General features: G+C 43.7%; 15 protein-coding genes. 14 read left to right on the top strand and 1 reads right to left on the bottom strand.

All coding sequences use genetic code 11. The features are described from left to right. Nucleotides 1–79 precede the first annotated feature (79 nt). From CEQ75_RS05145 to CEQ75_RS05200, 12 genes are all read left to right on the top strand, one after another. A complete protein-coding gene (locus CEQ75_RS05145) occupies nt 80–1822 on the top strand; it encodes a YeiH family protein (RefSeq protein WP_089609383.1) in 1743 nt (580 codons plus the stop codon). Nucleotides 1823–1855: 33 nt separating this feature from the next. Continuing rightward, nucleotides 1856–2125, top strand: a complete 270-nt coding sequence (locus tag CEQ75_RS05150) for a hypothetical protein (protein ID WP_089609384.1) — start codon at nt 1856–1858, stop codon at nt 2123–2125. 99 nt (nt 2126–2224) lie between these two features. Continuing rightward, the gene (locus tag CEQ75_RS05155; RefSeq protein WP_089609385.1) at nt 2225–2854 is read left to right on the top strand and encodes an NF038143 family protein; all 630 of its coding nucleotides are present in this window, start codon (nt 2225–2227) and stop codon (nt 2852–2854) included. Nucleotides 2855–2941: 87 nt separating this feature from the next. Continuing rightward, complete coding sequence (yabP, locus tag CEQ75_RS05160; protein ID WP_089612508.1) at nt 2942–3226, top strand: sporulation protein YabP; 285 nt, start codon at nt 2942–2944, stop codon at nt 3224–3226. A 14-nt stretch (nt 3227–3240) separates the two neighbouring features. Further along, complete coding sequence (yabQ, locus tag CEQ75_RS05165; RefSeq protein WP_089609386.1) at nt 3241–3774, top strand: spore cortex biosynthesis protein YabQ; 534 nt, start codon at nt 3241–3243, stop codon at nt 3772–3774. A gap of 124 nt (nt 3775–3898) precedes the next feature. Then, complete coding sequence (locus CEQ75_RS05170) at nt 3899–4147, top strand: helix-turn-helix transcriptional regulator (RefSeq protein ID WP_089609387.1); 249 nt, start codon at nt 3899–3901, stop codon at nt 4145–4147. Then, nucleotides 4140–4550 (top strand): FtsB family cell division protein, encoded by a 411-nt coding sequence (locus CEQ75_RS05175; RefSeq protein ID WP_242965449.1) that lies wholly within the window; start codon nt 4140–4142, stop codon nt 4548–4550. Before CEQ75_RS05170 ends, CEQ75_RS05175 begins: the two co-directional genes overlap by 8 nt. Before the next feature lie 106 nt (nt 4551–4656). Beyond that, nucleotides 4657–5034 (top strand): S1 RNA-binding domain-containing protein, encoded by a 378-nt coding sequence (locus tag CEQ75_RS05180; protein ID WP_089609389.1) that lies wholly within the window; start codon nt 4657–4659, stop codon nt 5032–5034. A 98-nt stretch (nt 5035–5132) separates the two neighbouring features. Beyond that, a complete protein-coding gene (locus tag CEQ75_RS05185; protein WP_089609390.1) occupies nt 5133–6215 on the top strand; it encodes a mannose-1-phosphate guanylyltransferase in 1083 nt (360 codons plus the stop codon). A gap of 156 nt (nt 6216–6371) precedes the next feature. Beyond that, a complete protein-coding gene (locus CEQ75_RS05190) occupies nt 6372–7307 on the top strand; it encodes a CotS family spore coat protein (protein WP_257913238.1) in 936 nt (311 codons plus the stop codon). Between the two features lie 12 nt (nt 7308–7319). Beyond that, on the top strand, nt 7320–8327 hold the full coding sequence (locus CEQ75_RS05195) for a CotS family spore coat protein (protein ID WP_089609392.1): 1008 nt from the start codon (nt 7320–7322) through the stop codon (nt 8325–8327). 16 nt (nt 8328–8343) lie between these two features. Next, entirely contained in the window at nt 8344–9465 is a 1122-nt protein-coding gene (locus CEQ75_RS05200; RefSeq protein WP_089609393.1) for a glycosyltransferase family 4 protein, read from the top strand. A 66-nt stretch (nt 9466–9531) separates the two neighbouring features. Here the strand turns inward: CEQ75_RS05200 and CEQ75_RS05205 are convergent, their stop codons facing one another. Next, nucleotides 9532–10032, bottom strand: a complete 501-nt coding sequence (locus CEQ75_RS05205) for a peptidylprolyl isomerase (RefSeq protein WP_089609394.1) — start codon at nt 10030–10032, stop codon at nt 9532–9534. A 130-nt stretch (nt 10033–10162) separates the two neighbouring features. Between CEQ75_RS05205 and CEQ75_RS05210 the strand changes: the two genes are divergently transcribed. Both CEQ75_RS05210 and CEQ75_RS05215 read left to right on the top strand, forming a co-directional pair. After that, a complete protein-coding gene (locus tag CEQ75_RS05210; RefSeq protein WP_089609395.1) occupies nt 10163–11347 on the top strand; it encodes a LysM peptidoglycan-binding domain-containing protein in 1185 nt (394 codons plus the stop codon). A gap of 72 nt (nt 11348–11419) precedes the next feature. Next, nucleotides 11420–12418 carry a protein kinase family protein gene (locus CEQ75_RS05215; protein ID WP_089609396.1) on the top strand — a complete coding sequence of 333 codons (999 nt, stop codon included), beginning with the start codon at nt 11420–11422 and terminating at the stop codon, nt 12416–12418. The last annotated feature ends 5 nt before the right edge of the window (nt 12419–12423 follow it).

Raw genomic sequence — 12423 nt, forward strand, 5'->3', positions numbered from 1 at the left:
TGTAAAATGATAGATTGACAAAAAATATAAATCCTGGTGGGGATGAAAACGACATTCTAACAATGAGGAGGTCATGTAAGTGTCAAGTGAAAAACGAGGTCTTTCCTTTTTATTAAAACACGAAGATTATTGGGCCATTTGGCTCGGTGCATTTATTTTGTTATTAGGATTAGTTCTCTTTTTTGCCAATCCTCCCGCAGATATGAATCAAATTATTGCGGACAGTAATGCTGCTATGGAGGCTGAAGCAGATCGGGCACCTTTTAAAACAGTGGCTTGGTATGATGCCAACAGTGCCAAGGCCGGTTTGAAAGGGAGCAGTGCCCCTGTTGCCAAAACCATTAATAATTATTTAAAGACTCCCGGTTCCTGGGATTCCAGTAATCCTGGAAAATCATTTATCTTGAGTGAGAATGCTGCCGAAGCAAAAAGAACGTCTGCAGCTGCCGATTACGAAGCAGCCAAAGCAGCAACAACGGAAGCTAAAGAAACTGCTCTTCTGGCGGAAGAAGCTGCCGCAGCAGCAGGTTTTGCGGATGACGCCCTGAATCAGGAAGCTACAACTCAAATTGCTGCCTGGCAGGATGCTAAAGCAGCTGAATCCAAGGCCAAAACTGCCGCGGATACGAAATCATACAATTATATTCTGACGATGATTGTCTTAATGGTATTCTTAGGGCTGCTTTTCAGCATTGGAAGATATTTTATCGGTGACTCTGCAAGGAAATTCTTAATAGCCTTCCCCGCCGTGTTTTTGGTAGCGGTATTGTCCTTCTTCCTGGGCAATCATGAGTTTTCTAAGGCCTGGGGTATTGAATACGTGTTGTGGGCCATTCTCCTTGGTATTTTGGTCAGTAACACCATCGGTACGCCAAAATGGATTATGCCCGCCGTGCAAACGGAATATTATATTAAAACAGGTTTGGTCATGTTGGGGGCCACTATTCTCATGAATAAAATCATGCTGATCGGACCTCCCGGAATTATTGTGACCTGGGGTGTAACTCCCTTTGTTTTGATTCTTACTTTTATTTTTGGACAGAAAGTTTTGAAAATGGAATCGGCTACCCTCAATATGGTTATTTCCGCAGATATGTCTGTGAGCGGTGTTTCCGCAGCTATTGCCGCTTCTGCTGCTTGCCGGGCAAAGAAAGAAGAACTGGCCCTGGCCATCGGTATTTCCATGGTCTTTACCGCCATCATGATGGTGTTGATGCCTTTATTTATTAAGGCGGTAGGTCTTAACCAAGTGGTGGGCGGCGCCTGGTTAGGCGGAACCATTGACTCCACCGGTGCTGTGGTAGCGGCCGGTGAATTACTTGGCCCCGTGGCCCGTGATGTGGCAGCCACCATCAAAATGATTCAAAATATCTTGATCGGGGTTATGGCTTTTGGGATTGCAGCCTACTGGACGCTAGTCGTGGATAAAGGCAAAGGAACAGAATCCGCGGTAGAGTTATCAGCTAAAGGAGCTCTTAGGGAAATTTGGATCCGTTTCCCCAAATTTGTCCTTGGTTTCTTAGGAGCATCCATCTTGTTCTCCATTGTTTATGCCATCGTAGGTACCGATACTGCCACCGTGATTATCGATAACGGTCTGGTTTCTACCATCGGCAGTCTGCAGAAATGGTTCTTCGCCCTGGCCTTTGCCAGCATCGGCTTATCGACGAATTTCCGCGAATTCGGTCAGTACTTAAAGGGCGGAAAGCCGTTAATCCTTTACGTTGTCGGTCAAACCTTCAGCTTAGGTGCTTCCTTAACCATGTGTTATCTGATGTTTACGAAAGTATTCCCCCACGTAACAGAAGCATTGCTGAGATAATAAGAACATATCTTTTGGGATGGGAGGTGAAGCATGATAGCCTTAGCAGAGTCTGTGCCCCAAAAAGCTAAGCACAAATTATTGCCCAGGTGGATCCTGCTAATTGGCGGTTTCATATTGATGTATCTCTTTGTCTCAGTGGCAATGCCCTTTCTCTCACAAGTGGCAGGCTTCACGGAGCAGCATCAGCAGATCATCGATGAAGACATCCATGCCGGAGAATGGTTTTACATTTTTGTCGATCAGATTTATGAGATTGTGCCTCGTATTGATAACACGATGAGATATACTCCCGGTATGTAAAAAACCCGTCATTAACAGAGCAATCCAGAAATAAAAAGACTCTCCCAGGTTCTTGGGAGAGTTTTTTTCAAAAAAGTTTCGATCAGAAAGGGGTCAAAGATGAAAATACCGGCAGGTCAACAATCAGCTGAAAACTATAACAGTATTTTAGCCTATGAAAATAAATTTGCCCGGGAAATTGCTGCGCAGGTGATGGATAAACCGGTGCTGTCGGCTTGGATGATTTTAATTCCCATTGTTTTCGTGCCATATTATATCCAGCTTCAAAGATATAAAGAAGGCAGCAAAATGTTTCGTGAGGGTTATTTGTATACCAAAAGAATTGCCATGGATACGGCTTATCGCATTGCAACTAAAGAGCTTATTACCACAGACGCTCACGCTGCCATTGCCGGCCTGGTGGAAAAGAATCCTGAGGCAAACCCCATCATAGCAAAGATCCAAGAGAAACAGATTCTGGAAATTGAAATCCTTTGTAGCCATTATGGATCATTGTTAGCAACAGAAAAAATAAAATATCAGGATATGGTGCGCTCCTATTATCAGACCAAGAGCAATTATTTGAATTATATCCATAGCATCACCCGAGCGGAACAGGAAGTAACAAAAGCAAGCACCGCTGCTTATCAGGGTGATGCCGAAGAGGCTAAGGGGATCATGGAGAAAATGAACACCTATCTTTCAGCATTAAGATGGGAAGAAGCCGCTTTAATTTTTCCTGACGAATAAGGGGAAACTTTCTCTGTCCATGTGGCATATCCGGCCTTTTTTTTTCATACTTATTTGGTAGGTGTGATCAAGAAAGGAGACCAAAAAATGTCTGTGGGCAAAGTACATCAATTTTCTTTAATTAATAAAGAAGATTTTAAGCTAAAAGGCGTGACCAAGGTAGAAACCTTTGATGATTCAGAAATCGTCTTAGCAACGAACGGAGGGCCGTTGGTACTGAAAGGGGAAAATTTGCATATTAATAATCTCGATTTGGAAACGGGAGATCTCTCCGTTTTGGGATTGATCAAGTCCATTCAATATCTGGATGCAGAAGGCTATCAATCCCTGAAAGGAAAGGGTAAAGGAATTATTCAGCGACTGCTTAAATAAGCAGGGAGGTTCCTATGGATTTTTTTCACAGTCAGTTTTTTTTCTTTTTAGGTGCGGTAGGGATTGGCTTTCTCGTTGGGGTTTTATGGGGTATTTATTGCGGCATAGGAATAAAATGGTTTCCAAATGCCCGATCTATTCCAATCTGGGATGTGCTTTGGTGGCTCGCGATTACGTCAGTAGTTTTTATACTGTTAGTGCAGCTTAATGGGGGGGAATTGAGGGTCTATTTATTTTTAGGCCTGGTCTCCGGTTTTCTTTTTTACTATAAGAAGTTCAGTGCTCATTTTTTAAAATTTTTCGGTGACTTTTTATTTTGGGCGGAAAAAACAGTAAAAACAGTGGTGCGGATTCTGGTCATGCCCTTCAGAATTATGAAAAAAATTTTGGTATGGCCCATTTGGCTTTTGCTCTTACTTTTTAATAAAATCAAGAGCGGGATCATTCAGTCTGGAAAAGTAGTTTACTTTTTACTGAAAGTTATCCCCAGGAAAGGTAAGATCATGATCAAGAAAATTATTATCCCCAGAGGCAGGAAAAAGAAATAAAATATAGAATATATTTTGTAGCAAAAACGTAGCAATTTTGTCCACAGTTGTGGATAAGCGGTGGATAACTTGTGGAAAATCTGTGGCTAGATTGAGGACAAGATTCAGGTGAGGGATAATATTTGTGAAGATCGAAATCCGCGGCGTGGAAAAACTAAGCTTCCGGGAGCGACAAGTGGTCGCCATGAAGGAAATGGGTAAAACCGGTGAGGAAATAGCAAAGAGATTATCCTTAAGCGCCAGCACTGTGGCCACCCTTTATAATCGTGCGAAAAATAAGGGCTATGAAGTCGTGATTATTTTGCCGGGAGACAGCCTGGGTATTTTTGATTTAGATCAGGATGAAGGAGAATTGAACCGTGAAAATGAATGAAAAGAGAACCCCATTTAATGTGGCAGGGATGACTGAACCTGTATTCGAGATGAACAAGATGCACCCCAAAAAGAAAAAACCAAAATTTCGTGTCAAAAGGAGATTCTTCCTGTTTGTGGGACTGATTGTCTATGTGAGCTTTTCTTTTGGGCAGCAATATTATGCCATGCATCAAATGGATCAAGAAATAGCAGGATATGCTCAAATTAAAAATGAACTCCTGCAGGAACAAAAAGGCCTGGAGGCGGAGATGGCTTTATTGGAGAACCGATCCCATATTGAGCGCATTGCCCGGGAAGATTTAGGTCTGATTAAGCCCGGAGAGATTCTTTTGGTGCCGGGTGAGCCGGGAAAATTGCCGGAAGTGAAATCCATCAAGGAGCTTTCCAACAATATTCATTGATCATGAAAGAAATAAGCTGGAAAATGTAATTTTGTCATTGACATAAGGTTTTTACTTGGATATACTAAATATACATGGGAAATTTATAGGGAGGAATTATTGTTTTATGGAGCTGGCTGTGGGGAATATCATTGAAGGAACGGTTACCGGTATTACAAAATTTGGCGCATTTGTCGAATTGCCCGGAGGAGTCACCGGATTGGTTCATATTTCGGAAGTGGCAGATGCTTATGTGAAGGATGTAAAAGATTACTTAAAGGAAGCTGACAAGGTGACCGTGAAAGTCGTCAACATTGACGAAAAAGGCAAAATTGGTCTTTCCATTAAACAGGCGCGACCGAAGCCGGCAGCACCACCACCGCAGCAGCGTAATTTTAAAAATGAGGTTCCTTTTGAAGATAAGCTGAGCAAGTTTCTAAAGGACAGCAATGAAAAATTAACCGCTTTAAAGCGCCATCAGGAAGGCAAGAAGAGCGGCAGATAAGATCACAAACATTCCCTTTTGGGAGTGTTTTTTTTACACTTCGGGGGCTCTCGGTGCATAGAGATAAGATAGATGAATGACACTGGGAGGTGCTTGAGGTGGTGCCTGTCTTCGCTGTGATCATGGCGGGGGGCGCGGGAACGCGCTTTTGGCCGAAGAGCCGTTTGAAGAATCCGAAGCAATTCCTTCAGTTGCTGGGGAAGGCCAGCTTATTGGGAGATACGGTGCGCAGAGTCTCGATGTTGGTGGAACCGGAGCATTGTTTTGTCCTTACCCAGCTGCAATATCAGGATCAGGTTCATGAAAGTATTCCGGAAATACCTCCGGAAAATGTTATCCTGGAACCGGCCAATCGGGATACAGCATCCTGTATCGGACTGGCCGCAATTAAATTAGCCCGTATCAATTCGGAAGGTATCATGATGATTCTTCCTTCCGACCATTACATCGGTTATGAAACCGCCTTTATTAAAACACTGGAAAGTGCCATTTCCTATGTGGAAAAACAGAATTGCCTGATGACCTTGGGCATCAAGCCTGATTCTCCCAAAACAGGTTATGGCTATATTTGCTGCGGCAGGCAGCTGGACACGGAAAAGGGATACCCTATTTATCACGTCCAAAAATTTACGGAGAAACCTGATCCGGTGACAGCAAGGAATTTTCTGAAACAGGGCAACTATCTTTGGAACAGCGGAATCTTTGTCTGGAAAATATCCAGGATTCTTAAGGAAATTGAAGAGCATTTACCGGAACTTTATCAAAAACTACAGGAAATTGAGCCCTATTTAAATACCCCTGAGGAAAAAAAAGTGCTGGATAAAGTATATCCTCAGTTCCCGAAAGTATCCATTGATTATGGGATTATGGAGAAAGCTCAGAACATCGCTACTGTGACGGGAGATTTTATTTGGGATGATGTGGGAAGCTGGTCGGCTCTGGAAAAATATCTGCCCAAAGATGAAAGAAACAATACCCTGAATGGAGGAAAACATATTGCTATTGACTCCCGGGGCTGCATTATTGATAGTGAGGCAAAATTAATCGCCACCATTGGGGTGGAAAATTTAATTATTATTCAATTTGAAGATGTCATGCTGGTCTGTCCCAAGGAACGGGATCAGGAAGTGAAACAGCTGGTAGAAAAGGTAAAAGGGCTGGACCTGGATGAATATTTATAGGGGCGATCCCCTTACTTTCTCATACTTGGAACAATGTACGAGCCGATGGGATATTATGATTACGAATAAGGCGTTTTACTTAAAGTCAGGGGTGAAGCCGATGGGGCTAAGTCGCTTTCCCAGGTTCTTGCGCATTACGAAATAAAAGGACGAAAAATCACCACCCATAAGAATGTCAATAAAGTTTTTACGCCCCCCATGAATTATGCTTTAAAAAGGGTGAAAGGTAAGCCGGAAAGTTTATTATTCTATTTATCTGCCATGGAATATTTGTGGCAAAAAGGTTTCCATCATATTTCCCGGATCTGTCGGAATCAAGAAGGCGGCTTATATGTGGCAGAAGGTGAGGAGCTTTACTTTCTGACAGAATGGATCGAAGGGCCCTGTCTTGATTTCTCTCAAAGTGAACAATTGGATTTAGCCGCTGATGTTTTGGGTTCTTTCCATCGTCAGGGGGCTGGTTTTATTCCTCCTGCAGATTGCCTCCCCAGAAATGATATCGGTCGCTGGCCTGACAAATGGCAGCTGCGCATCATGGACTTAAAAATCATGGGTAGTTTGTCCCGCGGGGGTAAAAATGATTTTGATCATCTGTTTCATCAAATGCTGCCTCAGGGGTTAAGGGATGCAGAGCAATCATTAAGCATGCTCCAAGGAGGGGAATACCGGTCATATTGCCGCACCTTGGAGGAGCGGAAACCCCTTTGTCATCGGGATTTTGTTTACCATAACCTGATTCTTCATCAGGGAGAAGTCTTTATCATTGATTTTGAATACTGTGTGCAGGACTCTCCTCTGGTTGATTTAGCCCGGTTCCTGAGAACCTCTTTTGTGGAGCAGCCTTGGGAGATCAAAACCGGGGGGCGCATCTTAGCCCGCTACCAGGATCAGGCTCCCTTATCGCCTGCAGAGCAAACATTACTGCTGGCTCTGCTGGTTTTCCCTCATGAGTTATGGAGAGCCGGGCATAATTGGTATTTATCCGGGCAGAGGAAAAAAAACGCTTATCAACTTTTATGCTGCTATGGAGAAATTTACCACCGTAAAGTACAATTCTGGAGAAAAATGGAACAAGGATTCCTCTCCCTTTAAGGAGTTGAAAGCATGGGAGAAAAGGATTTATTGCCGGAAGATTTTATTGGTATTTTAGATCGGTATGAATTACAGGCCCTGCACATTGAACCTTATAAGATGGTCTACCGGGTAGAAGGGCGTGATGGTTTTTTTGCCTTAAAGGAAATAAAGTTTCCGGAAGATGAATTTTGTTATATTTATGGGGCGATGGAGCACCTGGCAGCCCACGGTTTTTCTGCCATCAACCGTACGATACCCACCAGGGATGGTTACCCTTATGCCTTATGGAAGGGTAAACGATATGCCCTTTCCCGGTGGATCGGGGGCAGAGAAGCGGATTACAGCCGGAGAGGCGACTTAAAAACCGCCGCCCGCACACTGGCAGCTCTGCATCAAGCCTCTGAGGGTTATTTTCCTCCTCCCTGGGAGGGACGCATCAAATGGGGGACCTGGCAATCCTCCATGGAGGACAAAATGAATCAGCTCCTTGATTTTAAACATGGGGTGCGGCGCATCAAACGAAAAAGCAATTTTGATCTCATTTTTTTATCATCAGTGGACTATTATATATCAGAATGTATCAAAGCACTGGAACTCCTGGATAAAAGCGCCTATGATCAAATTAATCAGAAAGAAGCGGCCAGACAATTTTTTTGTCATCATGATTTTGCCCATCACAATGTCATCATTGATGAACAGGGGCAGGGCTATGTCATCGATTTTGATTATTGTATCAGCGATCTTCGTTGCCATGATTTGGGCAGTCTGATGCTGCGCGTCTTAAAGAGAAGCGGCTGGGATCAGAATCAGGCTCTTCTGGCCTTAAAATATTATCGGCAGGTACGTAAGGTTTCCTCCAAGGAACGAGATGTATTACAGAGTTTTTTAAGGTTTCCCCAAGATTTTTGGCAGGTGGCCTTTGCCTGTTATGTAGAACAAAACCAATCTGAAGAACGGCTGCTGAGAAAGCTGCAAACCTGGGTCTTAGATAAACCACTGCGGGAAAAAGGTCTTCACAAACTGGCTAAACTGATATAATGGGGTGAAAGAGAGGATGAAAGTTGGCATAGACAGCCGCGCGGCGATCTGGTATCGGGGAACCGGCATGGGGACTTACACTTATCAATTAATCCGCAATATTTATTTGATTGACAAGAAAAATGAATACCATTTCTTTTTACCCAATGAAAAATTTCAGGGGACGGATCCCCTTACCAGCGGGGTCTTTCAAAGCATTGCCCAAAACACAGATGCCTTTTGGGAAACAGTCATTGCCCAGGAAACCATTACCCCGGACGCCATTGATATTTATCATGTTCCCCAAAATGGCATCGGTTTACCGCCGAAAAAAGACTATCCCACGGTAGTCACCGTTCATGATTTAATCCCCTATGTTCTGCCGGAGGTGGCAGGACCCGGATACCTGAAGATTTTTCAAAAGGAGATGCCCCGGATCCTGGAAGAAACAGATCATGTGATTACGGTTTCCGAACATTCAAAAAAAGATTTAATGACGGTCATGGGGGTGCCGGAAAAGATGATTTCGGTCATCTATGAGGCACCAGAGTCCACGTATAAACCTATCAAACGGGAAGTGGCCAAAGCACGGATTAAAAACAAATATGGGATCAAGGGTCGGTTTATTCTTTATATCGGCGGCTTTAATCCCCGGAAAAATATTAAGGGCTTAATTCAAGCCTATCATAAAATCTATAAGGATTTAAAAACTCCCTGCCAATTGGTGATTCTGGGGAAACCCTCCCGAGACTATCCATCTTTGATCAAGTTAGTGGAAAGTCTTGATTTAGAAGAATGGGTGCTCTTTCCGGGATTTATCCCCATGCAGGATTTGCCTTTTTTCTATAATGCAGGGGATTTATTTGCCTATCCTTCCTTTTACGAAGGATTTGGCTTACCTCCCATTGAAGCTTTGGCCTGCGGCACGCCCACCATCGTTTCCAATGTCTCTTCTCTCCCGGAGGTAGTAGGAGATGCAGCCCTTTTGGTCAATCCCCATGATTTGCTGGCTTTAGCGGGAGCCATGCATCGGGTGCTGACGGAGCCGGTCTTGGAGCAGGAATTAAGAAAAAAGGGGTTAAGAAGGGCGGAAAGCTTTTCCTGGACGAAAACAGCAGCTCAAACCATCAAGGTTTATCAGGAGGTCCTGGGATGCTGAGCAACAAATAAGAAGCAGATGCCATTTGACATCTGCCTTTTTAATACTTTCAGAAAGAATATCCTGTTATTCCTGATCAAAGAGTTCCACAGTGACCTTTTTCATTTTTTGATCTTGGAGAGGCTTGTCCATATGATTTCTCTCACTTTGGACGATCTCATCCACGGTTTCCATACCGGAAATAACTTTACCGAAGGATGCATATTGCCCGTCTAAGTGGGGGGAATCGGCAACCATAATAAAAAACTGGGAACCGGCGGAATTGGGATCCATCGCCCGGGCCATGGACAGTACTCCTCGGGTATGCTTCAGATTGTTAGGAAAACCATTGGCGGCAAATTCTCCTTTGATGGTCTTTCCCGGGCCGCCCATGCCGGAACCTTGAGGACAACCTCCTTGAATCATAAAGCCGGGGATGACGCGATGAAAAATCAATCCGTCATAAAAGCCTTCTTGGACAAGGGAAATAAAATTCTGAACCGAGATCGGGGCAACTTCTTGATATAATTCAATTTCGATTTTTTGGCCCTTTTCCATTTCGATGGTGACCAATGGGTTTTTTGACATGATACATCTCCTTATTTTTTATAGCATTGCTATTAATATACCAAAATTTCCTGATCATTAGTATAGAATTTAGTCATATTAAAAGGATGCATGCATATCTTTTTGTAGAGGAAAACCGGGAGGAGATGCTATGGTTAAGGATGTTTTTGCACCGGTGGTTAAAACACTGTTTATTCCGGAAGGTAATCCCGGTGTACAGGAAATTAAGGAGATTCGGGCTGTGCCCCGTATGACCCAGGCTGAGGGAGATGATCAGGAAATCACTATTTCCGGGGAAATGGATCTAAAAATCCGTTATCTTCCCATCGATGATATGGATGAGGATATTCCCTGGAGAAGCATACAATTAACGGAAAATGAAACCTGGAGTGCTGCTGAAAACGAAGAACAGGTGATTGCCCGCCTGAAATCTGCCCTGAAAGATGAAGAAGAAGAGACGGTCCAAGAAAGGCTTAAAGATGATGAGACAAGGGAACTGGAAATATGCGTTCCTTTTACTTTAGCCATTGATACGGAAGGACTTTGCCGGGATCATCCCATGACCATGAATCCCTCTGTTCATAGCAGCAACTGGTTTTTGGTTAATCCCAAGGCAATTGAGTATGAGGCGGTATTACAGCTGATCACGGAGGAAAATGCAGAACCTGTTTTTAGAGCGGAGGAGCCGATTCCTTTGGATGAGGAGTTCAGGGAAGCTTCAAATACAGAGCCCATATCTGTGGCAGAAGAGTACAGAGAGATTCCAAGTACCAAGTCCATTCTATTAGAAGAGGAGTACAGAGAGATTCCAAGTACCGAGCCCATTCTATTAGAAGAGGAGTCCAGAGAGATTTCAAGTGCTGAACCCATTCTATTAGAAGAGGAGTCCGGGGAAGTTCCAAAGGCCGAGCCAATTTTGACGGAAGAAGTATATTATGAGGCGGAAAATTATCGGACTGAAGAAAATGAAGAGATTCCGGAATTGTACGCTCAGACAAATGACTGGGAAGAGATCCCAACAGAGACAGCAAGTAAAGATTCATTTAGCGAAAGAGAAATCCCGCAATTCCGGGAAGTGGTGCCACTGGAAAATCAGGTACCCTTGCCCTTGCCTCAAAAATTGATTAAAGTGGCAGCTAAAGAAAAGGAGGTCAGGTCTGAATCTTCCGGCAGACAAAGCTATTTTCAAATGAAATTTTATCGGGTTCAGGCAGGAGAGGATTTAGACGCCATTGCCGATAAATTCGGGATTTCCAGAGAACGAATCAGCACCTTCAATGCCATCCATGAAGAAGAGATCAGAACCGGCTTGCTGTTGTCTATTCCCGGAAGCTGAAGATAAGATGTACAGCGATAAGCACAACTGCAAATGTTGTGCTTTTTAAAGTTATTAAAGGAGTGGAGAAAGGTGGCAAGAGGAGATCGATATCAGCGCACCATTGCTAAGCTGCATCTGGATAGGCACACGATCGAACAATGGGAATTTAAAATCTTCGACGGATCATTTCAACGAGGGGTTATTAAGCTGGAAACGGAAGTAGGTGCTAAATGTTTACAAATCAGAAGGGCTTTTCCCGACCAGATATTTCATTATTATTTATTGATGGAGCATTTGGCGCACCAGGGATTTAAAAATATTCCCCGTTTGATTCGGACAAAATTCGGAGCGCCTTATTTAGAAGCAGCAGGAAACTTTTACTGTGTTTCTGATTGGATTTCCGGAAATCCTGTAAATTTCCGGGATGACCAAGATGTGCTTCAAACGGCGCAAGGTCTGGGTAAATTACATCTGGCCTCCAGAGGTTTTTATTTCACGGGCGAAAAATGGGAGCAAACAGATGCAAATCCCTGGGCAGCAGATTTCTTAAGGACTGCTTCTCAAATTGTCCGTCTGAAGGGGCAGATCAAAAAACCGCTTTTCTTTAAAGAAAGTCTAGAGCGTATGGCGGACCAGGCAGTTACTGCCGCAAAATTCTTCACCGGACCGGAATATAAGTTCCTCAAAGAACAAGTGGCCCAGGATTTAAGCATCTGTCATAGCGCCTTGACTCAGGAGCATCTGATTATGGGTTGGTCCCAGGAAGTATCTTTCACCGGTCTGATGCATTGGAAGAGGGATCTGCCCCTGCGGGATTTAATTGATTTTTTATTTATTGTCGGCAGGGAAAACCAATGGGATGAAACTTTGTGTCAAAAGGTGGTCACCCAATATGATCAAATCCTTCATCTAGAGCCCCGGGAACTTCGTCTGCTGAGAGGAATCATGATGTTTCCGCGGGGTTATTGGGAACTGCTTCATGAAATGGCCGGTCAAAATTCTAAGGGGAAAGATGCCAAAAAGCGCCTGGAAGATTTTTGGAGCCAGGAAGAAAAAAAAGAAGGATTTCTTTCATGTTTGTTTGCCTAAGGGGT

This window comes from Dehalobacterium formicoaceticum, assembly GCF_002224645.1.
GTDB classification, from domain to species: Bacteria; Bacillota; Dehalobacteriia; order Dehalobacteriales; family Dehalobacteriaceae; genus Dehalobacterium; species Dehalobacterium formicoaceticum.